A 21,940-nucleotide genomic window follows, 5' to 3' on the forward strand; every position below is an offset into this window, starting at 1 on the left:
CGTCATCATGGGCTGCGGCCGCGTGGGGGCCACCCTGGCGCAGTCCCTGGAGTCCCGCGGGCACTCCGTGGCCGTCATCGACCAGTTCCCCGACGCGTTCCGCCGCCTCGACGCGGACTTCACCGGCAACAAGGTGACCGGCCTCGGCTTCGACCGCGACACCCTGCGCACCGCCGGCATCGACGACGCGTACGCGTTCGCCGCCGTCTCCGACGGCGACAACTCCAACATCCTCGCCGCGCGCGTCGTGCGCGAGACGTTCGGGGTGCAGAACGTGGTCGCACGCATCTACGACCCGCACCGCGCGGAGATCTACCAGCGCCTCGGCATCCCCACCGTCGCCACGGTCCGGTGGACCGCGGACCAGGTGCTGCGCCGCATGCTGCCGATGGGCACCACCGACGAGTACCGGGACGCCTCGGGGCAGATCCAGCTCTCCCAGGTCGACGTGCACGCCGGGTGGGTGGGCCTGCCCGTGCGCGCGCTCGAGGACGCGTCCGGCGCCCGCGTCGCCTACCTCACCCGCTACGGCGACGGCGTGCTGCCGACCGCCGCGACCGTGCTCCAGGAGAACGACACCGTGCACATGCTGCTGCGCGCCGACGACGCGCCCGCCGTCGAGCGCGTGCTCACCGCTCCCCCGGCGGTGACGCCGTGAGGGTCGTCATCGCGGGCGCCGGCTCGGTCGGCCGGTCCATCGCCCGGGAGCTGCTCGCGGCCGGGCACGAGGTCACGCTGGTGGACCGACAGCCGTCCGCGATGCGGGTCGCCCAGGTCGCCGAGGCCGACTGGCTCCTCGCCGACGCGTGCGAGCTGCCCACGCTGCGCGAGGTCCGCGCCGACGAGTGCGACGTGATGGTGGCCGCGACCGGCGACGACAAGGCGAACCTCGTCATCTCGCTGCTCGCCAAGACCGAGTTCGGCGTCCCGCGCACGGTCGCGCGCGTGAACAACCCCAAGAACGAGTGGATGTTCGACGCCGCGTGGGGCGTGGACGTCGCGGTGTCGACGCCCCGGATCATGACGGCGATGGTCGAGGAGGCCGTCGCCGTCGGTGACCTCGTGCGCATCTTCACGTTCCACCAGTCCAAGGCGGACATCCTCGAGCTCACGCTGCCCGAGGACTCCCCGCTGGCCGGCGTCCGCGTGGGTCAGGTGGCCTGGCCGGCCGACACCGTGCTCGCGTGCATCGTGCGCGACGCGCGGCCCATCGCGCCGAGCGCGGACGACACGCTCGAGGGGCGCGACGAGCTGCTCTTCGTCACCGGTCGGGACGCGGACGAGGAGGCGCTGCAGCGTCTGCTGACCCGCGCACCAGCATCCAGCTGAGCCACAGCGCGAGCGCGGTCAGGGGCAGACCCATCGCGAGCTTCGCGGTACCCAGCCACGCCACCTCGCCGGCCCAGTACAGGGGCAGCTGCACGGCGAGGCGCAGACCGAACATCCCCACCCACGGCCACGTCGCGAGCGCGTAGCGGCGGCGCAGCACCGGGTCGCGCCGCCAGTCGACGACCGCCGACCACGGACCGCCGGTCAGCGGACCGTCGTTGCGGAACAGGCCCACCACGAGCCCGACGAGCGGCCACCCGACGAGGATCGTGACGAGCGTGCCCACGAGGTACCCGGCGTTCACGAGCAGCCCGTAGGCGAAGTAGTCGCCCGCGTCGCCCGTGCGCCAGGCCCACACGACGCCCACCGCGACCCCGATCACGCCGGAGAAGGCCTGCGTGAGCGGGGTGCGCTGCACGAGCCGGACCAGCACCGCGAGCACCGCGGCCCCGCCCGCCGCCACGAGCGCCGGCGTCAGCCGCTGCCCCGCGAGGAGGTAGACCACGACGAACAGCAGGCCGGGGGCGACCGCCTCGACCGCACCCCGCACGCCGCCGACCGCGTCGAGCGCGGAGAACTGCTCCGCGGTGATGGCGCGCATGCCGCGCGCGCCGCCGTCCTCCGGCGGTGTCACGCCGTCGACGGCGTCGAGCACGGGCTCGTCCGCGGGGCGCTCCCGCGAGGTCTCGTCCACGCCCTCACTCCCCCGGCCGCGGGCGCAGCTCGTACCGCGGGTTGAACAGCGTGCGCCGCCCGTCGACGCGGCACACCAGGCCGTCGACGCGCAGGCGCCGCCCCGGCTCGATGCCGGCGATCTGCCGCTGCCCGAGCCAGACGAGGTCGAGCGTGCCGGACCCGTCGTACAGCTCGGCCTCGAGCGCCGGCACGCCCTCGCGGGGACGCAGGGTCACCGAGCGGAGCACGCCGGACACCGACGCGCGCGTGCGGTCCTGCAGCCGGTCGACCGCGCAGCAGCCCGGCACGGCGAGGGCGTCGGCACGCTCCTCGTCGGCCTCGATCTCGGCCTGCGAGGCGAGGGCCTTGCGGACCCGGTCCTTGAGGGTCATCCGATCTCCGTGATCTCGGGGCCCCGCGTCGGGGGCTCGAAGCGCGGGGCCGCCGCGGCCGGGGCCTGCGGCGTCGGCGCGCCGTCCGGAAGCTTGAGGGCGAGCAGGTCGCGCGGGGGCCGCGGGTCCTGGCCCCGCACGACGACGATCTGACCGAAGAGGTCCTCGAGCGCACGGGCCGCGTCGGGCTCGACGGCCGCCTTACCGGTGAGGACGCCGCGCAGGAACCAGCGCGGACCGTCCGACCCGATGAAGCGCGCCGGGCGGTGCCCGGTGCGGCCCTCCGGCGTGCGGACGGGCAGGCGCGCCAGCAGCTCGCGGCCGAACGGGCCCGGCAGGTCGTCGACCGTCCCGCCCTGCTGCGTCACCGAGCGCGCGATCTCCTCGCGGATCTCGTCCCAGATGCCCTCGGTGCGCGGTGCGGCGAACGCCTGCACCTGCAGGGACGAGCCCTCGAGCAGCACCGTGGCGGCCGACACGACGTTCGTCGCCTTGTCGATCTCGAGCCGGACCTCCATGTTCGGCACGCCGGGCAGCAGGATCGCACCGAGGTCCACCCGCGGGACGTCGGGCACGGCGTCACCGGCGTCCCACGGGCCGACGCCCTGGGCCGCCCCCGGCTCGCCGCCGTCGCTCGCGCTCGCGTCCGGCTCCGCGACCTCCGAGGGCTGCGCGAGGTCGGCCGTGCCGGCCGCCTCGTCCTTCTTCGGTCCCCGACGGAACAGACCCACGATCCCCACTCCTCCGACCGGCGCCCGCGCGCCCTCGTCCATCATCAACGCCGTCGGTGACGACGGTAGTTCGTCCCTCAGGCGTCTCTCAGGGCGACGGCGCGGGCGAGCCCCAGCCACCGCTGGAGCCGAAGCCTCCCGCTCCCCGCACCGAGTCCGGCAGGTCGTCCACCTCGACGAACGCCACGTGCTCGACCCGCTGCACGACGAGCTGCGCGATCCGGTCCCCGCGCCGCAGCTCCACCGCGTGCTCGGGGTCCGTGTTGACCAGCGTGACCGCGATCTCGCCGCGGTACCCCGCGTCGACGGTGCCCGGTGCGTTCAGCACCGTGACCCCGTGCCGGGACGCCAGGCCCGAGCGGGGGTGCACGAAGGCCGCGTAGCCGTCCGGCAGCGCGATCGCCACGCCGGTCGGCACCGTGCGCCGTCCCTGCGGCGGCAGCACGACGTCCTCGCGTGCGACGAGGTCGGCGCCGGCGTCGCCGGGGTGCGCGTAGGACGGCACGGGCAGGTCGGGGTCCAGCCGGCGCAGCAGCACCGGAACCGCGCCGACGGTGCCCGCCGGACCGGCGTCCGCTGCTGCCGCGTGGTCGCGGGCGGTCTCGGTCACGGGGGCCGACCCTACCGCGCGCCCGGCAGCGCGCCACCCCCCTGCCCGGGCCCCGCGCGCACCGCCGCGCCGCCGCCGCGGCAGCCCGGCGACGGTGGGATCCTGGTGCCATGCCCGCACCGACCGAGCACCCCGCCGCCACGCCCGCGCCGTCCGCCGGGCGTCCCGCCTTCCGCGAGCGCCTGTGGCCCGGACCGCTCGGCTGGGTCGGCGTCGTCGCCTTCGGCGCGGTGCTCGGCGTCGCCCTGCTCCCGGTCGACGACCTGCTCGCGCTCGTCGTGGCCGTCCTCGCGGTGCTGGGCGGACTCGCGGTCGCGGTGCTGACCACACCGGTCGTGCACGTCGAGCGCGGCACGCTGCGCGCCGGCACGGCCCGCATCCCCGTCCGCCTCCTCGCCGACCCCCGCACGCTGACCCGTGAGGAGCTGCGGGTCGAGATGGGGCCGGCGCTCGACGCACGCGCGTACGCGTGCCTGCGCGCGTGGATCGGGACGGCCGTGCGGGTCGAGGTCCGCGACCCGCAGGACCCGACGCCCTACTGGATCGTCTCCACGCGGCGCCCCGACGACCTCGTGGCGGCCCTGCGCGGCACGGCGGCCTGAGCGCCGCCGCGGCGCCCGTCCACGACGACGGCCGGCCACCCCGTGCGGGGTGACCGGCCGTCGGTGCGTGCGGTGCAGGTCAGGCGGCGCACTCCGAGCAGACGGGCTGGCCGTCACGCTCGTAGGCGAGCTGGCTGCGGTGGTGCACCAGGAAGCACTTGGAGCACGTGAACTCGTCGGCCTGGCGGGGAAGGACGCGGACGGAGAGCTCCTCGCCGGACAGATCGGCACCGGGCAGCTCGAAGCCCTCGGCGGCCTCCGTCTCGTCCTCGTCCACCACGCCCGAGTTCTTGTCGGAGCGCCGGGCCTGGAGCTCCTGGAGCGAGTCCTCGCTCAGGTCCTCCTCGGTCTTGCGCGGGGCGTCGTAGTCGGTTGCCATGTGCGGCGTCACACTCCGTCTTCTGCCGTGGGGTCAGGGTACGGGGGCTCAATGCCTCACAGCCCTGGTTTGTTCCCCCGCGCGGTCGGATTGTGCACCACCGGACCGGCCGACGCGAACACGGACGCCCGCCCATGTCACGGGCGTGACCGGAGCCACAGCCGACCAGGTGGCGACGGGTCCGGGGTCACCCGTGCGAGGGACGCACGTCACGGGTGCGCAGGGGGGCCCGTCAGGCCCGCCGTCAGGTCGCGTCGTCCACGTCAGCGCCCAGCTCCTCGAGGAGCGCGACCAGGGCGTCGACGCCGCCCGGGGCGCCCGCGACGGTCATCGCGGGTCCGGCGGCGGCACCGCGCAGACCCCGCACGGCCCCGCCCGCCTCGAGCACCACGAGCGACGCCGCCGCCATGTCCCAGGGCTGCAGGCCGCGCTCGTAGTAGAGGTCGAGCCGCCCGTCGGCCACCCCGCACAGGTCGAGCGCCGCGGAGCCGGCCCGCCGGATGTCGCGCACCCGCGGCAGCAGCTCCGTGAGCACGCGGGCCTGCGCGCGCCGCCGCGCGGCGAGGTACCCGAAGCCGGTGCCCACCAGGGACAGCTCCAGCGGCGGCGGCGGTGCGAGCCGCAGGGGCCGTCCGTCGGCGTGCGCGCCCCGGCCGCGGGCGGCGGTGTAGGTACGCCCCTCGGCGGGCGCGTGCACGCAGCCGGCGAGGACGGTCCAGGTGTCGGGCGACGGTGCGGTGCCGCGCGCCGCGGCGTCGTCGTCCACGACCGCCGCGACGCTCACCGACCACGCCGGGATGCCGTACAGGTAGTTGACGGTGCCGTCGATCGGGTCGACGACCCACGTGACGCCGGACGTGCCGGCTCGGTGGCCCCCCTCCTCCCCCAGGACGCCGTCGTCGGGCCGCAGCTCGGCGAGCCGCGAGCGCAGCAGCTCCTCGCTCGCGAGGTCCATGGCCGTGACCACGTCGACCGCGCTCGTCTTCGTCGCCGCCACCCCCAGGTCGGCGGGGCGCCCCTCGTGCGCGAGCGTGCCGGCACGGCGCGCCACCTCCTCGGCGACCGCCACGAGGTCGTCGACGAGGGCGGGTGCGGCGAGGGTGCGGGGGTCGGTCATGGGCCCATCCTGCCGTCCGGCCCCGCGCGTGCAGCCCGGAGCGCCTGCGCGTCCTCGGGCGGGACCGGTGTGACGCACCGGGTGACGGCGCACCGGGCCGAGGTGCACGCCGGGGCGCCCGATCGGTGGCAGGCTCCTCCTGGAGCCCGGGGAGGTCGGATGGGTGAGCTGGAGCTGGTCGGTCTGCACGAGGACGGTGAGCACCTCGTCCTGGTCGCGCCGGACGGGCAGCGCTACCGCCTGCGCATCGACGAGCCGCTGCGCGCGGCGGTGCGACGCGACCGTCCGCAGCTGGAGCAGCTGCGGGCGGAGCAGGCGGGGACGCTGAGCCCGCGCGAGATCCAGGCGCGCATCCGCGCCGGGGCGACCGCGCAGGAGGTGGCGGAGGCGTCCGGCGTGCCCGTCGAGGCCGTGCGCCGGTACGAGGGGCCCGTGCTCGCCGAGCGCGAGTACGTCGCCGAGCAGGCGCGCGGGACGCGCGTCGGCCGCGACGCCGGTGCCCCCGTGCTGGGCGACCTCGTGACGGACCGCCTCGCGGCGCGCGGCGTGGACCTGACGTCGCTGGCGTGGGACGCCGCGCGCGAGGGCGGCGGCCCGTGGACCGTCGTCGCGCGGTTCGTCGTCGCCGACGGCCCGCGCGAGGCGCGCTGGACGTACGACCCCGTGGCACGCGCGGTCGTCGCCGTCGAGGACGAGGCCCGCTGGCTGTCCGAGACGGAGATCGACGAGCCCGTGGCGCGCCGCCACCTCGCCGCGGTGCGCGACGTGGTGTTCGACATCGACGCGATGGCACCGGCGGACGCGCCCGCCCCCCGGGTCGAGGAGCCGGAGCCGACGCACGTGCTGCTCGACGAGCTGCGCTCACGCCGCGGCGTGCGCCAGCCCCTCGACGACGAGGCCGACGACGAGGAGTTCGAGGGGTTCGGCCCGCAGCACGCGTTCGACTTCTCCGCCGTCGGCGTCGACGAGGCGTCGGTGCCGGGCGCGCACCCGGTGGACGCGGACCCCGAGCGGGAGGCCGTCGTGCTCACGCCGCCGCGCGGTCAGCAGCCCGTCCCCGAGCCCGACCCCGCGCCGGTGCCGCCGGCACCCGTGCCCCTCGCCGCGGCGGCGCCGGAGCCCGCCGCCGAACCGGCCGCCGACGCGGGCGCGCAGGACCGCCCGCAGGACCGGCCCGCCCCGGAGCGCCGCGCACGGCGGACCCGCGCGAAGGTGCCGAGCTGGGACGAGATCGTCTTCGGCGCGAAGCCCGAGTGACCGCGGGGCCCGGAGGCGGGGACCCGGGCTCGCCGGGTCACGCCCCGCCCGGGCCCCCGGCGGTCTCGTCCTCGAAGAGCGCGTCCTGCGCGCCGGGCCCGAGCGCGCGCGCCGTCGCCGCCGTCATGCGCCGGACGTGGTGGCGGCGGCACAGCACCTCGTACGCGACCTCCGCGCGGTCGGCGCCGTCGACGTCACCGACGACCACCTGCTCACCCTCGACGACCATGACGCCGTCGACCGTGCGCGCGTTGTGCGTCGCACGTGCCCCGCACCAGCACAGCGCGCGCACCTGCAGCACCTCGACGCGGTCGGCGAGCTCCACGAGCCGCGCGGACCCCGGGAACAGGCGCGCGCGGAAGTCGGTCGTGATGCCGAACGCGAAGACGTCGGCCGACAGCTCGTCGACGACCCGTGCGAGCTGCTCGACCTGGGCCGCGGTGTAGAACTGCGCCTCGTCCGCGATGAGGTAGTCCACCGGACGCCCCCGGGTGCGACGCGTCACCACCTCGGCCCAGAAGTCGGTGCCGTCGTCCACCTCCTCGGCCTGCCGGCGCAGACCCAGCCGGGACGAGATCGTCGCCGTGCCGGCACGGTCGTGCCGCGTGAAGAGCACGCCGTCGCGGCCGCGCGCAGCGTGGTTGTGGTGCATCTGCAGCGCGAGGGTCGACTTGCCGCAGTCCATCGTCCCGGAGAAGAAGACGAGCTCGGCCACCCTCAGGCCTCCCCGCGACCCGCGCTCATGCCCGCACCAGGAGCGGGACGAGCATCTCCCGCGCCGTGAGGGACCCGTGCACGCCGACCAGCGCGATCGAGGCGGGCGTCTGCGTGCGCGAGTCGACGACCGTCGCGGCGCCGGTCATCGCGACGACGACGTCGCCGACGACGGGGCGCACGTGGTCGGCCACGGGACCGAACCAGCCGTCGCCGACGGCGGTCTCGCGCGTGGCCACGACCGCGTCCTCCCCGAGCACACCGCGCCACCGGTCGGCGACCGCGACGGCGTCGGCGCCGGGGTCGAGGTGCAGGTGCAGCGCGCGCGGCTCCCCCGCGGTCAGCGCGACGTCGGCGCCGAGCACGGGGTCGGCCGCGAGGTCGCGGCGCCGGGCGGGGTCGACGTCCACCATGCCGTGGTCCGCCGTGACGACGAGGAGCGTGCCGCGTGGCAGCGACCGGGCGAGCCGGGCGAGCGCGGCGTCGAGCTCGGAGAGCGCGTCGCCCCACTGCCAGGAGCCCCAGCCGTGGTGGTGCCCCGCCTTGTCGACCTCACCCCAGTACAGGTACGCCAGGCCGGGGGCGCGCAGCGCGCGCACGGTGGCGTCCACGCGTGCGTCCAGCTGCTCCGCCGCGACGTAGGCGGGCCCGCGCAGGACGGCGTTCGTCAGCCCCGACCCCGCGAACCGGGCGGGGCCCACGCTCGTGACGGCCAGGCCGGCGGCCACGGCGCGCTCGAGGACGGTCGGCTCGGCCTGCCAGGCGCGGGCGTCGGGCAGGTCCGTCCAGGACACGAGGTTGCCGAGCGCACCGGTCTGCGGCACGCGGACGGTGTAGCCGAGCATCCCCGTCGCGCCGGGTGCCGCGCCGGTGCCGAACGTGCCGAGCGCGGTCGCGGTCGTCGACGGGAACGTCGTGACGAGGGGCGCGGAGCCGGGCAGCAGGGAGCGCAGGAACGGGGCGTGGCCGCCGCGCTCGAGGAGGTTGAGGTGGCCGAGCCCGTCGACGAGCACGACGCACGCGCGCTCGGCGGCCGGCAGCCCCAGGGCGTCCCGTGCCGCCGCGCCCCTGGGCACGTCCGCGCCGAGCGCGGCGCAGACCGCGGGCAGGACCTGCGCGAGCGAGCGCTCCCCGGCGCCCGGCAGGAGCAGCTCCTCGGCGTCCGGAGTCGCGGCGGCGGCGCTCACCGGCGCGCCGACGCGGCCGACAGCGTGCGGCCGAACTCCGTCGCGGCGCGCACCGCGTCCCGGCCCTCGGCGGCGGCGCTGACGCGCACGACGACGTCGTCCGGTGCCAGCGTGCCCGTGTAGCCGTGGTCCGCCTCGCACGCCGGGTCGGGGCAGCTGGCCGGCTCGAGGTCCACGCGCTGGACGGCGCCCCACCCGATGGCGAGCGTGAGCTCGGTCGCCCCCGCGCCCGAGCGGTGCTCCTGCGGGTTCGGCACCACGTGCGTGATCGCGACGGAGCGGAGCTCCGCGAGCGGCACCGCCTCGGTGGTGGCGGACGCGCTCGCCGAGGGGTGCTCGGAGTCGGCCGGGTGGTCGTCGACGTGCGCGACGACCAGGCGCGTCGGGGTCAGCACCAGCACGGTGACGTGCCGGCGGACCTCGTTCGCGTCGAAGGTCGTCTCGGGGTGCACCAGGTGCGCGACGACGTCCTCCCCGCGAGCGCGAGGTCGAGGACGTCACCGACGAGCTCCGGGTAGTAGCCGGCGCGGTGCAGGTCGTGCTGGAGGGTCGTCGACGGTGCGGGCACGTGCCCATCCTCCCACCTGCGACGCCGACCCCTCACGTCCGGGCCAGCCGGCGCAGCGCGTCGGCCCGGTCGGCCGGCGCGACGGACGCGGAGGCGCCGAGCACCGCGACGCCCGCGGGCGAGACGACGACGGGCGCCAGCTCGAGCGCGCGCAGGTCCGGCAGCGCGTCCGCCAGCACCGACACGCGGGCGACGAGGTCCTCCAGGGCGGCGACGTCGAGCCGGGGCAGGCCCCGGTACCCGAACAGGCGCGGTGCGGCGCGCGGCGTCCGGACGATCTCCGCGACGTCGACGTCCGTGAGCGGCGGCACGCCGTAGGCGACGTCCCCGAGCAGGTCCGTCGCGTCCCCGGACAGCCCGAAGCTGAGCACGGGCCCGAACAGCGGGTCCTCGGCGGAGCGCACCACGCAGGGCACGCCGTGCGGTGCCATCGCCTGCACCTCCAGCGGCGGGACGCCGGGTCCGGGGTCCTGCCCGGCGGCGAGCGCGAGGATCCCGGCGACGTCCGAGCGCAGCTCCGCCTCGTCGGCGACGTCGAGCCGCACACCACCCAGGTCGGCCCGGTGGCGCAGCGCGGGCACGGTCGTCTTGACGGCGACGGGCCAGCCGAGCCGGTGCGCGGCGGCGACGGCCTCGTCGGCGTCGTGGACGCGCACCGACGGCCAGACGTGCACGCCGACCGTGCCGAGCAGCTCGGCGACGTCGGCCGGCGACAACGGCACCGGGCTGCCGTCGGTCGCGTGCCCGGCGGCGAGCCGCGCGTCGACGAGCCGCTCGGCGGCGCGCGTGTCGACTCCGTCCGGGCGCACCGGGCGGCCGCGGTCGGTGCCGCGCCACGCGGCGTAGCGGGCCGCGTGGCCGAGCGCGAGCACGGCGTCCTCGGGCGCGCTGTACGCGGGGACGGTCCGCAGGCGTCCCGCGGCGTCGGGGGCCGTGAGGTCGTCGGTGATGCCGTGCAGACCGACCATGCACGCCACCGTCGTGCGGCCGCTGGCGGCGGCCGCCCGCGCGAGCTCCTGCGCGACGGCCGGGTCCGGCGTGCCGAGGGTGGGCAGGCGCACGGCCACGACGACGTCGGTGTGCGGGTCGGCGTAGAGGCGCTCGATGGTCGCGCGCGCCTCGTGCACGGGGGCGTCCTCGACGAGCAGCTCGACGCGTCCGGTCACGACGAGACCCGCCGCCGCGGCGGCCTCGGCGACGAGCGCGGCGACGCTGGCCGAGCTCGCGAGGATCGACGTGCGCCGGCCGGCCGGCAGCGGCTGGTGCGCCAGCACCTGGACCACGTCGAGGAGCTGGTGCTGGTTCTCGACGCGGATCACCCCGGACAGGCGCATGACCTCCTCGAGCGTGCGGCGCGGGGCGCGCGTGGGCCGCACGGCGTGGCCCGGGGGCACGACCTGGCCGGACCGGCCCGCGGTGACGGCGACGACCGGCTTGTGCGCCGCGAGGCGGCGGGCGACGCGGGAGAACTTGCGGGGGTTGCCGATGGACTCCAGGTACAGCGCGACGACGTCGGTGCCCTCGTCCTCGCCCCAGAACTGCATGAGGTCGTTGCCGGAGACGTCCGCGCGGTGCCCGGCGGAGACGAACTGCGCGAGCCCGAGGCCGCGACGCTCCACCGCGGCCAGCAGCGGCACCGCGAGCGGCGCGGACTGGCAGAACAGGCCGATGCGGCCCGGACGGGGCGGCTGCTCGGCGAGGGACACGTCGAGCGTCGTCCCGTCCCGGTGGCTGACGATCCCGAAGGAGGCCGGGCCGACGAGGCGCATGCCGGCGCCGTGCACGACGCCGAGCAGCAGGCGCAGCCGCGCGAGGCCCTCCGGCCCCGCCTCGGCGAAGCCCGACGACAGCAGGACGAGCCCACGCACGCCGAGCGCCCCCAGCCGGCGCGCGGCGTCGAGCACCTGCTCGGGCGGGAGCACGACCACGGCGAGCTCCACGGGGGCGGGCACGTCGTCGATCCGGTCGTGCACCTGCACGCCGTCGTGCTCGCCCGTCGCGAGCCCGACGCCGACCGCGTGCACCCGGACCGCGCCCTCGCGGGCAGCCGGTGCGAGCCCCGTCAGCACCCGGGTCGCGTGCGCGGCGTGCAGCGCGCGCTCGGGCTCCGGGCCGGGGCCGACGAGCAGGACGGACCGGGCGGCGAGCAGCGCGCGCATCGACCGCGCCTCGGCGCGGTGCTCCCGGTCCGCCATGACGGCGAGCGAGCGCTCCGTGGGGTCGATGTCGAACGTGACCTGCACGACGCCGTCCTCGGTGCGCTGCCGCACCTCGTACCCGGCGTCGCGGAAGACGCCGATCATGCGTCCGTTCTGCGGGAGGACCTCGGCGACGAACCGGCGCACACCCCGCTCGCGTGCGGCGGCGGCCAGGTGCTCGAGCAGCACCGACGCGAGGCCCTTGCCCTGGTGCGCGTCGGCGATGTTGAAGGCGACCTCGGCGGTCTCGCCGTCGATGCGGTCGTAGCGCGCGACGCCGATGATCCGCTCGTCCGGCTCCACCCCCGCCCCGTCGTCCCGGCCCCCGCCCTGCCCGGGTCCCGCGGTACCCGTGGTACCCGGGGTGCCGGTGGTGCCCGTGGTGACGGCCACGAGCGCGACGCGGTCGACGTGGTCGACCGTGACGAGGCGCCGCAGGTCCCGCTCCGGCAGCCGCTCGAGCGCCGCGAAGAAGCGCAGGAACGTCGACCGCTCGGACTGCGCCACGTGGAACGCCTGCAGCGCGTCCGCGTCCTCGGGGTGGATCGGGCGCAGCCGCGTCGTGGAGCCGTCGTGCAGCACCACGTCGGCCTCCCACGCCGCCGGGTACGCAGGGGCGCCGGGCTCGGCGGGCGTGCCGCGCGGCGCACGGGGGACGTCGTCGGCCATGCCCGCCAGGCTAGCGGGGGCGCCGCCGCGCGCACGGGGGCGCTCGTCGCGCGCGGCGCGGGCGCGCCGTGGCGGGACACGGCCCGCGACGCGGGACAATGGGCGCGGCGGCACCCGCCGCGCACCCGCACCCCGAGGAGCAGACCACCCCATGGCGCGTCGTCCCGCGACCCCCGACCTGCCGCCCGAGGACCTCGTCGAGAAGATCGTCGACATCGACGTCGCGACCGAGATGGAGGGGTCGTTCCTCGAGTACGCCTACTCGGTCATCTACTCCCGGGCGCTGCCGGACGCGCGCGACGGCCTCAAGCCCGTGCAGCGGCGCATCGTCTACCAGATGGCGGACATGGGCCTGCGCCCCGACCGCCCGTACGTGAAGTCGGCGCGCGTGGTCGGCGAGGTGATGGGCAAGCTGCACCCGCACGGCGACGCGCCCATCTACGACGCGATGGTCCGCCTCGCGCAGCCGTTCTCGCTGCGGCTGCCGCTCGTCGACGGGCACGGCAACTTCGGCTCCCTCGACGACGGGCCGGCCGCGTCCCGGTACACCGAGGCGCGCATGGCGCCGGCGGCGGTCGCGATGACGCAGGGTCTCGACGAGGACGTCGTCGACCTGGTCCCGAACTACGACAGCAAGCTGACCCAGCCGGCGGTGCTGCCGGCGGCGATCCCGAACCTGCTCGTCAACGGCGCGACGGGCATCGCGGTCGGCATGGCGACGAACATGGCCCCGCACAACCTCGTCGAGGTCGTCGCGGCCGCCCGGCACCTGGTGCTGCACCCGGACGCCACGCTCGAGGACCTCATGCGGTTCGTCCCGGGGCCGGACCTGCCCACGGGCGGCAAGGTCGTCGGGCTCGACGGCGTGCGTGACGCGTACCGCACGGGCCGCGGCGCGTTCCGCACGCGCGCGACGGCCCGCATCGAGAACGTCACCCCGAAGCGCAAGGGCATCGTCGTCACGGAGCTGCCGTACACGGTCGGGCCCGAGAAGGTCATCGAGAAGATCAAGGAGGGCGTGCAGTCCAAGAAGCTCTCGGGCATCGCGGACGCGGTCGACCTCACCGACCGTCAGCACGGGCTGCGCCTCGTCATCGAGGTGAAGACGGGCTTCCACCCGGAGGCGGTGCTCGAGCAGCTCTACCGCTACACGCCGATGGAGGAGTCGTTCTCCATCAACAACGTCGCGCTCGTCGACGGCCAGCCGCGCACGCTCGGCCTGCGCGAGCTGCTGCAGGTGTGGGTCGACCACCGGATCGACGTCGTGCGGCGCCGGTCCCGCTACCGCCTGCGCAAGCGGCAGGAGCGCCTGCACCTCGTCGAGGGCCTGCTCGTGGCGATCCTCGACATCGACGAGGTCATCCAGGTCATCCGCACCTCCGAGGACTCCGACGAGGCGCGCACGCGCCTGCGCACGGTCTTCGACCTGTCGGAGCCGCAGGCCGAGTACATCCTCGAGCTGCGGCTGCGCCGCCTCACCCGGTTCTCGCGGCTCGAGCTCGAGCGCGAGCAGGCCGAGCTGACCGAGGAGATCGCCCGGCTGCAGGCGCTGCTCGCCGACGACGCGCTGCTGCGCGGGCTCGTGTCGGACGAGATGGCGGAGGTCGCCGCGACGTTCGGCACCCCGCGCCGCACGATCCTGCTCGAGCACGCCGGGGGCGCGAGCGTCGCCGGTGCCGCGGCCGCGCCGACGGGCCGCGGCAAGGCGGCGGCGCCCCTCGAGATCGCCGACACCCCGTGCTGGGCGCTGCTCTCGGCGACCGGGCTGCTCGCGCGCACGGGCGACGAGACGGAGCCGGTGCGCGGCGACGGCACGCACCGCAGCCGGCACGACGTCGTCGCGTCCGCCGTCGCGACGACCGCGCGCGCCGAGGTCGGGGCGCTCACCAACCGCGGCCGCGTCGTGCGCGTGCCCGTGCTCGACCTGCCCGCCCTGCCTCCCACCGACGGTCCGCCGACGCTGTCGGGCGGGCTGCCCGTGGGCGAGGCGGTGACGCTCGAGAAGGACGAGCGCGTCGTCGCGCTGGTCCCGCTGGCCGCGGACGCGCCGCCGCTCGCGCTGGCGACCGTGCAGGGCGTGGTCAAGCGCGTGGCGCCGGGCGACGCGCCGGGCAACCGGGACGCGTGGGAGGTGATCGGCCTCAAGGACGGCGACGAGGTGGTCGGTGCCGCGCCGGCGCGCGACGAGGACGAGCTCGTGCTCGTCGCGTCCGACGCGTCGCTGCTGCACTTCGCCGCGGCGTCCGTGCGTCCCCAGGGCCGGCCCGCGGGCGGCATGGCGGGCATGAAGCTCGGCGCCGGCGCCCGTGTCGTGTCGTTCGACGTGGTCCGCCCCGAGGACGTCGACCCCGTGGTCGTCACCGTCGCCGGCGCCTCGTCGGCGCTGCCCGGCACGCAGACCGGCACCGTGAAGGTCACGCCGTTCGCGGTGTACCCGGCCAAGGGCCGGGCCACGGGCGGCGTGCGCGCCCACCGCTTCCTCAAGGGCGAGGACGCGCTGATCCTCGCGCACGTCGGGCCGGCACCGGCCCGCGCCACCGGCTCCGGCGGGCAGCCCGTGCCGCTGCCGGACCCCGACCCGCGCCGCGACGGGTCGGGCACGCCGCTGTCCGCACCGGTCCACGCGATCGGCTGAGGCGCCCGGCGTCGCCCCGCTGCCCGCCCGGGTATCGGGGCGACGCACGGCGCACCGGGCGGGCACCCTGGTGGGCATGAGCACCCTGGAGCGCCTCGACGCCGACCTCACGGCGTCCATGAAGGCCCGCGACACCGTCCGCACGAACACGCTGCGCCAGGCGATCGCCGCCGTGCGCGCCGAGGCCAAGGCGGGTCCCGCCGCGCGCGAGCTCGCCGAGGACGACGTCCTCGCCGTGCTGGCGCGCGAGGTGAAGAAGCGCCGGGAGTCCGCGCAGATCTACGCCGACGCCGGGGCCGAGGACCGGGCCGCGACGGAGACCGCGGAGGCCGACCTCATCGCGGCGTACCTGCCGGCCGCCCCGACCGGTGAGGAGCTGGCCGCCCTCGTGCGCACGGTCGTCGACGAGCTCGGCGCGGCGGGCCCGCGGGACATGGGACGCGTCATGAAGGAGGTCTCCGCGCGCGCCGGGCGGGGTGCGGACGGGCGGACGCTGTCGACGCTCGTGCGCGAGGAGCTCGCCGCGCGCGCGTCCTGACGCCCGGGACGTCCCGGGCGGTGACGCAGGGCACGGCCCCGCCGCGCCTCGGCAGGGCCGTGCCCGTCCTACCGTGGGCGCGTGGCACCGGCACTCGAGCTCCCCCGCTCCGTCCTGCTCGCCCTGTGGCTGTCCGCCCCCGGCGACCCGCGCCGCGCGACGCTGGCCGTGCAGGGCGAGGACGAGCCGCACGTGGTGCGGCGCGGCGACGACGACGTCGTGCCGCTCGTGCAGTGGCTGACCGACTCGGCCGCCGCGACCGAGGTCGGGGTCGCCCTGCCCGTGCCCGGGGAGCCCGTCGCCGTGCCGCCGCCGGCGTCCGGTGAGGCCACCGAGGCCGGCGAGTGCCTGCTCGTCGCGCGCGGGGACACCACGACGGTCGTGGTGCCCCGGGTCGAGCGCTTCGGCTCGGACCTCGAGCCCGGGCACCTCGTGCGGTGGACGGTCGTCGGTGTCGCCGACTGGCGGCCCGCGGCGCACGCGCAGGTCGGCTCGCTCGAGGAGGCCGAGCGTGCGCTGCGGGACGGGCTGCGCCAGGCGACCGAGGCGCTCGTGGGCCTCGACGTCGCGCGCTGGAGCGCCGACGCCGCCGACGAGATCGCCCGCGTGCGGGACGGGGCGCTCACGCCGTCGCGCCTGCCGGACCGGGTCGAGGGGCAGCGGCTGCGCGTCCTGACCAGCGCGGCCCGGCTGCGCGCCATCGTGCGGCTGGCCGCGCGGGACGACGGCGGCGCGGTGAACCTCTGGCAGGCCGACCAGCGCGCGACGGCGCTGCGCGAGGTCGACCGGGTGGCACGCCGCGCGATGGCGGCCGCCGCGACGCGGCTCGACCGCGGCTGACCGCCGGCGCCGGGTCGGCCCCGTGGGCCCGGTTCAGGCGCTCAGGACCGTCCGGTACACCTCGAGCGTCCGCTCGCCGATCGCCCGCCAGGAGAAGTGCTCCTCGACGCGCCGGCGGGAGGCGACCCCGAACGCCGCGGCGCGCTCCCGGTCCGCGACCGCGCCCGCGAGCGCGGCGCCCAGGTCGGCCACGAACCGGTCCGGGTCCACCGGCGTGCCCGTGCCGTCCTGCACCTGCTCGATCGGCACGAGCCACCCGGTGACCCCGTCCTCGACGACCTCGGGGATGCCGCCCGTGGCGGTGCCGACGACCGGCAGCCCGACGGCCATCGCCTCCAGGTTGACGATGCCGAGCGGCTCGTACACGGACGGGCACACGAACACGGTGCCGTGCGCGAGGACCGCCACGAGCTCGTCGCGCGGGAGCATGCGCTCGATCCACACGACCCCGCCGCGCCGGCTCTGCAGGCCCTCGACCAGGCCCGTGACCTCGGCCATGATCTCCGGGGTGTCGGGGGCGCCCGCGCACAGCACGAGCTGCACGTCCGCGGGCAGCGCCTCGGCGGCCCGCAGCAGGTACGGCAGGCCCTTCTGACGGGTGATGCGGCCGACGAACACGACCGCGGGACGGTCCGGGTCGATGCCGAGTCCCTCGACCACGGCGCGGGCGCGCGCGGTGGCCTCGTCGCCCTCGGGACGGCGCCAGCCGTCCAGGTCGATGCCGTTGTGCACGACGTGCACGCGGTCGGGGTCGACCGCGGGGTAGGCGCGCAGGATGTCGTCGCGCATGCCCGCGCTCACGGCGATGACGCCCGCCGCGGCCTCGTACGCCGTCCGCTCCACCCACGACGACAGCGCGTACCCGCCGCCGAGCTGCTCGGCCTTCCACGGACGCAGCGGCTCGAGGCTGTGCGCCGTGACGACGTGCGGCACGCCGTACAGCAGGGACGCGAGGTGCCCGGCGAGGTTCGCGTACCAGGTGTGCGAGTGCACGAGGTCGGTGCCGCCACCCGCGTCGTCGCGGCCGATGCCGTCGACCATGGCCAGGTCCACGCCCATGGTGGCGAGGGCGGCGTTCGCACCCTGCAGGGCGTCGGGCACGGCGTACCCGTGCGTCCCGGGCTCGGCCACCGGCTCGTCGAAGGCGTGCACGCGCACGTCCACCAGGTCGCGCAGGACGGCCGTGAGCCCGGCGACGTGGACGCCGGCCCCGCCGTAGACGTGCGGCGGGTACTCGCGGGTCAGCAGGTCGACGCGCACGGGGTGCCTCCAGGTGGTGACCGGCCTGGTCAGCCGGTCCTGGACGACACGCTAGCGCGCACGACGCGTCGCCTCGCTGCGAGGGGCCGGCGGCCCTAGGTTGGGTCCATGCCAGCGCCGCGTGTCCTCGCCATCGTCCTCGCCGGGGGGGAGGGGAAGCGGCTCATGCCGCTCACGACGCACCGCGCCAAGCCCGCGGTGCCCTTCGGCGGGATCTACCGACTGATCGACTTCGCCCTGTCGAACGTCATCAACTCCCACTACCTGCACGTGATCGTGCTGACGCAGTACAAGTCCCACAGCCTCGACCGCCACGTGTCGCGCACGTGGCGCATGTCGCCGCTGCTGGGCAACTACGTCGCCGCGGTCCCGGCGCAGCAGCGGGTCGGCAAGCACTGGTACCTCGGCAGCGCCGACGCGATCTACCAGTGCCTCAACATCATCGACGACGAGCGCCCCGACATCGTGGTCGTGGTGGGCGCCGACCACGTCTACCGCATGGACTTCTCGCAGATGGTCGACGCCCACGTCGAGTCGGGCGCCGAGCTGACGGTGGCCGGCATCCGCCAGCCGATCGAGATGGCGGACCAGTTCGGCGTCATCGAGACGCACGCGGACGACCCGTCACGCATCGCGGCGTTCCGGGAGAAGCCGTCGGACCCGACGCCGGTGCCGGGCTCCCCCACGGAGATCCTCGCGTCGATGGGCAACTACGTCGCGAACGCGGACGCGCTCGTGCGCGCCGTGACCGCGGACGCGCAGAACGTGAACTCGCGCCACGACATGGGCGGCGACATCGTGCCGTGGTTCGTCGAGCGCGGGACGGCCGGGGTCTACGACTTCATCCGCAACGACGTCCCGGGGTCCACCGACCGCGACCGCGACTACTGGCGGGACGTCGGGACGATCGACTCGTACTACGAGGCGAACCACGACCTCATCTCGATCGAGCCGGTCTTCAACCTCTACAACGAGGCGTGGCCCGTCTACACCGGCTACACGGGCCTGCCGCCGGCGAAGTTCGTGCACGCGGGCGCGGGACGGCTCGGTCACGCCGCGGACTCGATCGTGTCGCCCGGCGTGCTGGTGTCCGGCGCCACGGTGTCGTCCTCGGTGCTCTCCCCCGGCGTGCGGCTGCACTCGTGGGCCCAGGTCACCGACTCGGTGCTCATGGACAACGTCGAGGTCTCCCGGTACGCGCAGGTGCACCGCGCGATCCTCGACAAGAACGTCGTCGTCCCCGAGCGCGCCCGCATCGGCCTCGACCACGACCACGACCGCGCCCGGGGGTTCACCGTGACGGAGAGCGGCATCACCGTCGTGCCGAAGGGCACCGTCATCACCGACTGACGGACGCGCGCGCGTCCGCGCCCGGCGCCGCACTACCCTGCCGGGCGTGGACAGCACCCCTGCGCGCGCCGACGTCACGACGGACACCCGGCGGCTCGTCGTCATGGACGTCGACTCCACGCTGATCACGGGCGAGGTCGTCGAGATGCTCGCCGCGCGCGCCGGGTCCCTGCCGCTGGTCGCCGCGATCACCGAGCGGGCGATGCGGGGCGAGATCGACTTCGGGCAGTCGCTGCGCGAGCGCGTCGCGACGCTCGCGGGCCTGCCGGTCTCGGTGTTCGACGACGTGCTGGCCGAGGTGGAGCTCACACCCGGTGCGGTCGAGCTCGTCGCGGAGCTCGGCCGGCGGGGCTGGCCCGTGGGGCTCGTGTCCGGCGGGTTCCTGGAGGTCGTGCGGCCGCTCGCGGCCGGTCTGGGCATCACGCGCGTGCACGCCAACCGCCTCGAGGTCCGCGACGGGCACCTGACCGGGCGGGTCGACGGACCGGTCGTCGACCGGGCGGCGAAGGCGGCGACGCTCACGGCCTGGGCCGACGAGCTGGGCCTGCCCCTGGACCGCACCGTCGCGATCGGCGACGGCGCGAACGACCTCGACATGATCGCCACCGCGGCCACCGGCATCGCGTTCAACGCGAAGCCCGTCGTGGCACAGGCCGCGGACGTCGCGCTGGACGGCCGCCTCGACGCGGTGCTCGCCGTGCCGCCCTTCGCGGGCTGACGCCCGGCGCGGCCTCCCCCGCCGTCGTGCGCGGACAGGCCGGGCGGTCGCCTCAGTCCCCGGTGGCCAGCCGCACGAGGCGCAGCGCGCCGGGCGCGGTCGCGTCCCACGGGCCGTCGAGCTCGAGCACGGACCAGCTCGCGGTGGGCACCCCGCGCCGCACCCGCGCGACGACCTCGTCGTCCGAGCCGGGCCCGGCGAGGGTGACCGCGGCGTGCGACGTCGTGGGCTCGTGCCCGACGACGAGCACCGTCCCCGCGTCCTCCGGCGCCTGCCGGACGAGCTCGGCCAGGTCGCCGGACGTCGCGTCGTACAGCGCGTCCGTGACCACCAGCGCGGGGTCCTGCGCGCCCGCCGCGGCGAGCGCCGTGCGCACCAGCTCCCAGGTCTGGCGGGTGCGCAACGCGGACGAGCACAGCACGTGCGCCGGCGCGAGGCCCGCCGCCGCGAGCGCGGCACCCGCGGCCGAGGCCTGACGCCGGCCCGGCAGCGCCAGCGGCCGCTCGTGGTCGGGCAGGCTGCCGGCGGGCTCCGCCTTCGCGTGGCGCAGGAGCACGAGTCGGTGGGCGGTCACCGGACCAGCGTCCCACCGTCGCCGGCGCCCGCGCCGTCGTGCGGGCGGGCGCCGGAGGTGACGTGCACGACGTCCGCGGTCACAGACCCATGGCGTGCACGCCGCCGTCGACGTGCACGATCTCGCCCGTCGTCGCCGGGAACCAGTCCGACAGCAGGGCGGCGACCGCGCGGGCGGTCGGCTCCGGGTTCGTGACGTCCCACCCGAGCGGCGCGCGCTCGGGCCAGCCGCCCTCCATCGACTCGAAACCGGGGATCGACTTCGCGGCCGTCGTGCGGATCGGGCCCGCCGAGACGAGGTTCACGCGGATGCCCTTCGGCCCCAGGTCGCGGGCCAGGTAGCGCGCCGTCGACTCGAACGCCGCCTTCGCGACACCCATCCAGTCGTAGACGGGCCACGCGTACCGGGCGTCGAAGGTCAGGCCGACGACCGAGCCGCCCGGGCCCATGAGCGGCAGCGCCGCCACGGCGAGCGACTTGAGCGAGTACGCGCTGATCTGGACCGCCGTGGCGACGTCGTCCCACTCGCCGGCGAGGAAGTTGCCGCCCATCACGGACTGCGGGGCGAAGCCGATGGAGTGCACGACACCGTCGAGGTGGTCGGCGTGCTCGCGCACCCGGTCCGCGAGCGCGGCGAGGTCGTCGGCCGACGTCACGTCGAGCTCGACGACGGGGGCCGGCTGCGGCAGGCGACGGGCGATCGCCTGGGTCAGGCGCAGCTGGCGGCCGAACGACGACAGCACCACCTGCGCGCCCTGCTCCTGCGCGAGCCGCGCGACGTGGAACGCGATCGAGCCGTCCGTGAGGACGCCGGTGACCAGGAGCGTCTTGCCCTCGAGCAGTGCCATGGGATGCCTTCCGTGGGTGGTGCGGGGAGAGAGTGCGGGGTGCGGCGCGCGCGGGACGGGCGTCAGTGGCCCATGCCGAGGCCGCCGTCGACCGGCACGACCGCGCCGGAGACGTAGGCCGCGGCGTCCGAGGCGAGGAACTCCACGACGCGCGCGACCTCCTCGGCCTGGCCGAACCGGCCCGCGGGGATGGACGCGAGGTAGGCGTCCTGGCGGTCCTGCGGCAGCGCCTTCGTCATGTCCGTGTCGATGAAGCCGGGGGCGACGACGTTCGCGGTGATGTTGCGCCCGCCCAGCTCGCGCGTGATGGAGCGCGCCATGCCGACCAGCGCCGACTTCGACGCCGCGTAGTTGACCTGGCCGGGCGAGCCGTACAGGCCGACGACCGAGGAGATGAGCACGATGCGGCCGCGACGCAGCCGGATCATGCCCTTGCTCGCACGCCGCACGACGCGGAACGAGCCCGTGAGGTTGACGTCGAGGACGTCCTCGAACTCCTCGTCGGTCATGCGCAGCAGCAGCTGGTCGCGCGTCACGCCGGCGTTGGCGACGACGACCTCGACGGGGCCCTGCGCCTTCTCGACCTCGGTGAACGCGGCGTCGACCGCGGCCGTGTCGCGCACGTCGGCCCGCACCTCGAGCACGCCCTCGGGCGCGCCGCCCGAGCGGACGATCGTCGCGACCGCGTCACCGGCCGCGAGGAACCGCTCGGCGATCGCCCGGCCGATGCCGCGGTTGGCCCCCGTCACG

The 21,940-nt window shown here is 76.3% G+C and carries 22 protein-coding genes and 1 pseudogene; 9 read left to right on the top strand and 14 right to left on the bottom strand.

Translation table 11 applies throughout. The features are described 5' to 3' along the window. Positions 1-7 precede the first annotated feature (7 nt). The gene (locus tag GC089_RS10050) at positions 8-658 is read left to right on the top strand and encodes a TrkA family potassium uptake protein (RefSeq protein ID WP_155379108.1); all 651 of its coding nucleotides are present in this window, start codon (positions 8-10) and stop codon (positions 656-658) included. After that, entirely contained in the window at positions 655-1,329 is a 675-nt protein-coding gene (locus GC089_RS10055) for a TrkA family potassium uptake protein (protein ID WP_155377571.1), read from the top strand. The genes GC089_RS10050 and GC089_RS10055 overlap by 4 nt, the downstream gene beginning before the upstream one ends. On the opposite strand, the gene GC089_RS10060 is transcribed toward GC089_RS10055, so the two are convergent. The 4 genes from GC089_RS10060 to dut all read right to left on the bottom strand — a co-directional run bounded on the left by GC089_RS10060 (position 1,262) and on the right by dut (position 3,737). After that, on the bottom strand, positions 1,262-2,023 hold the full coding sequence (locus GC089_RS10060; protein WP_370513984.1) for a DUF3159 domain-containing protein: 762 nt from the start codon (positions 2,021-2,023) through the stop codon (positions 1,262-1,264). The two genes, GC089_RS10055 and GC089_RS10060, sit on opposite strands and share 68 nt — an antisense overlap. Before the next feature lie 4 nt (positions 2,024-2,027). Beyond that, complete coding sequence (locus tag GC089_RS10065) at positions 2,028-2,396, bottom strand: OB-fold nucleic acid binding domain-containing protein (RefSeq protein ID WP_155377572.1); 369 nt, start codon at positions 2,394-2,396, stop codon at positions 2,028-2,030. After that, positions 2,393-3,127 carry a DUF3710 domain-containing protein gene (locus GC089_RS10070; RefSeq protein ID WP_230684725.1) on the bottom strand — a complete coding sequence of 245 codons (735 nt, stop codon included), beginning with the start codon at positions 3,125-3,127 and terminating at the stop codon, positions 2,393-2,395. Before GC089_RS10070 ends, GC089_RS10065 begins: the two co-directional genes overlap by 4 nt. A gap of 88 nt (positions 3,128-3,215) precedes the next feature. Continuing rightward, positions 3,216-3,737 (bottom strand): dUTP diphosphatase, encoded by a 522-nt coding sequence (gene dut, locus GC089_RS10075; protein ID WP_155377574.1) that lies wholly within the window; start codon positions 3,735-3,737, stop codon positions 3,216-3,218. 110 nt (positions 3,738-3,847) lie between these two features. Between dut and GC089_RS10080 the strand changes: the two genes are divergently transcribed. Beyond that, complete coding sequence (locus GC089_RS10080) at positions 3,848-4,339, top strand: DUF3093 domain-containing protein (protein WP_155377575.1); 492 nt, start codon at positions 3,848-3,850, stop codon at positions 4,337-4,339. A 79-nt stretch (positions 4,340-4,418) separates the two neighbouring features. Here GC089_RS10080 and GC089_RS10085 read toward each other — a convergent pair whose 3' ends face one another. Next, positions 4,419-4,718, bottom strand: a complete 300-nt coding sequence (locus tag GC089_RS10085) for a DUF4193 domain-containing protein (RefSeq protein WP_135973448.1) — start codon at positions 4,716-4,718, stop codon at positions 4,419-4,421. A gap of 244 nt (positions 4,719-4,962) precedes the next feature. Further along, the gene (locus GC089_RS10090; RefSeq protein ID WP_155377576.1) at positions 4,963-5,835 is read right to left on the bottom strand and encodes an inositol monophosphatase family protein; all 873 of its coding nucleotides are present in this window, start codon (positions 5,833-5,835) and stop codon (positions 4,963-4,965) included. A 159-nt stretch (positions 5,836-5,994) separates the two neighbouring features. Here GC089_RS10090 and sepH point away from each other — a divergent pair, with 159 nt between their 5' ends. Continuing rightward, on the top strand, positions 5,995-7,092 hold the full coding sequence (gene sepH, locus GC089_RS10095) for a septation protein SepH (RefSeq protein WP_155377577.1): 1,098 nt from the start codon (positions 5,995-5,997) through the stop codon (positions 7,090-7,092). 37 nt (positions 7,093-7,129) lie between these two features. Here sepH and GC089_RS10100 read toward each other — a convergent pair whose 3' ends face one another. From GC089_RS10100 to GC089_RS10110, 4 genes and pseudogenes are all read right to left on the bottom strand, one after another. Beyond that, positions 7,130-7,807: a thymidine kinase gene (locus tag GC089_RS10100; RefSeq protein ID WP_155377578.1), complete on the bottom strand. Its 678-nt coding sequence runs from the start codon at positions 7,805-7,807 to the stop codon at positions 7,130-7,132. Between the two features lie 25 nt (positions 7,808-7,832). Continuing rightward, positions 7,833-8,993, bottom strand: a complete 1,161-nt coding sequence (locus GC089_RS10105; protein ID WP_230684726.1) for an alkaline phosphatase family protein — start codon at positions 8,991-8,993, stop codon at positions 7,833-7,835. Continuing rightward, positions 8,990-9,561: pseudogene (locus GC089_RS19100) on the bottom strand (DUF5998 family protein). The gene GC089_RS10105 and the pseudogene GC089_RS19100 overlap by 4 nt, the downstream one beginning before the upstream one ends. Positions 9,562-9,593: 32 nt before the next feature. Beyond that, entirely contained in the window at positions 9,594-12,428 is a 2,835-nt protein-coding gene (locus GC089_RS10110; RefSeq protein WP_155377580.1) for a GNAT family N-acetyltransferase, read from the bottom strand. A 151-nt stretch (positions 12,429-12,579) separates the two neighbouring features. Here GC089_RS10110 and GC089_RS10115 point away from each other — a divergent pair, with 151 nt between their 5' ends. The 3 genes from GC089_RS10115 to GC089_RS10125 all read left to right on the top strand — a co-directional run bounded on the left by GC089_RS10115 (position 12,580) and on the right by GC089_RS10125 (position 16,441). Next, the gene (locus GC089_RS10115) at positions 12,580-15,063 is read left to right on the top strand and encodes a DNA topoisomerase (ATP-hydrolyzing) subunit A (protein WP_155377581.1); all 2,484 of its coding nucleotides are present in this window, start codon (positions 12,580-12,582) and stop codon (positions 15,061-15,063) included. A gap of 76 nt (positions 15,064-15,139) precedes the next feature. Next, positions 15,140-15,601 (top strand): GatB/YqeY domain-containing protein, encoded by a 462-nt coding sequence (locus tag GC089_RS10120; RefSeq protein ID WP_155377582.1) that lies wholly within the window; start codon positions 15,140-15,142, stop codon positions 15,599-15,601. Positions 15,602-15,682: 81 nt separating this feature from the next. After that, the gene (locus GC089_RS10125) at positions 15,683-16,441 is read left to right on the top strand and encodes a hypothetical protein (RefSeq protein ID WP_155377583.1); all 759 of its coding nucleotides are present in this window, start codon (positions 15,683-15,685) and stop codon (positions 16,439-16,441) included. 33 nt (positions 16,442-16,474) lie between these two features. Here GC089_RS10125 and glgA read toward each other — a convergent pair whose 3' ends face one another. Further along, positions 16,475-17,701, bottom strand: coding sequence for a glycogen synthase (gene glgA / locus GC089_RS10130; protein WP_155377584.1), 1,227 nt, complete (start codon positions 17,699-17,701; stop codon positions 16,475-16,477). A gap of 108 nt (positions 17,702-17,809) precedes the next feature. Between glgA and glgC the strand changes: the two genes are divergently transcribed. Then, positions 17,810-19,051, top strand: coding sequence for a glucose-1-phosphate adenylyltransferase (gene glgC, locus GC089_RS10135; protein WP_155377585.1), 1,242 nt, complete (start codon positions 17,810-17,812; stop codon positions 19,049-19,051). Positions 19,052-19,097: 46 nt separating this feature from the next. After that, positions 19,098-19,769 carry a phosphoserine phosphatase SerB gene (gene serB / locus GC089_RS10140; RefSeq protein WP_255449008.1) on the top strand — a complete coding sequence of 224 codons (672 nt, stop codon included), beginning with the start codon at positions 19,098-19,100 and terminating at the stop codon, positions 19,767-19,769. Positions 19,770-19,821: 52 nt separating this feature from the next. Here the strand turns inward: serB and GC089_RS10145 are convergent, their stop codons facing one another. The 3 genes from GC089_RS10145 to fabG form a co-directional block, all read right to left on the bottom strand. Continuing rightward, positions 19,822-20,343: a histidine phosphatase family protein gene (locus GC089_RS10145; RefSeq protein WP_155377586.1), complete on the bottom strand. Its 522-nt coding sequence runs from the start codon at positions 20,341-20,343 to the stop codon at positions 19,822-19,824. Between the two features lie 79 nt (positions 20,344-20,422). Beyond that, complete coding sequence (fabI, locus tag GC089_RS10150) at positions 20,423-21,190, bottom strand: enoyl-ACP reductase FabI (protein ID WP_155377587.1); 768 nt, start codon at positions 21,188-21,190, stop codon at positions 20,423-20,425. Positions 21,191-21,252: 62 nt separating this feature from the next. Further along, positions 21,253-21,939, bottom strand: a complete 687-nt coding sequence (gene fabG / locus GC089_RS10155; RefSeq protein WP_230685229.1) for a 3-oxoacyl-ACP reductase FabG — start codon at positions 21,937-21,939, stop codon at positions 21,253-21,255. Position 21,940 lies beyond the last annotated feature (1 nt).

This window comes from Cellulomonas sp. JZ18, assembly GCF_009720485.1.
Taxonomy (GTDB): domain Bacteria; phylum Actinomycetota; class Actinomycetes; order Actinomycetales; family Cellulomonadaceae; genus Cellulomonas.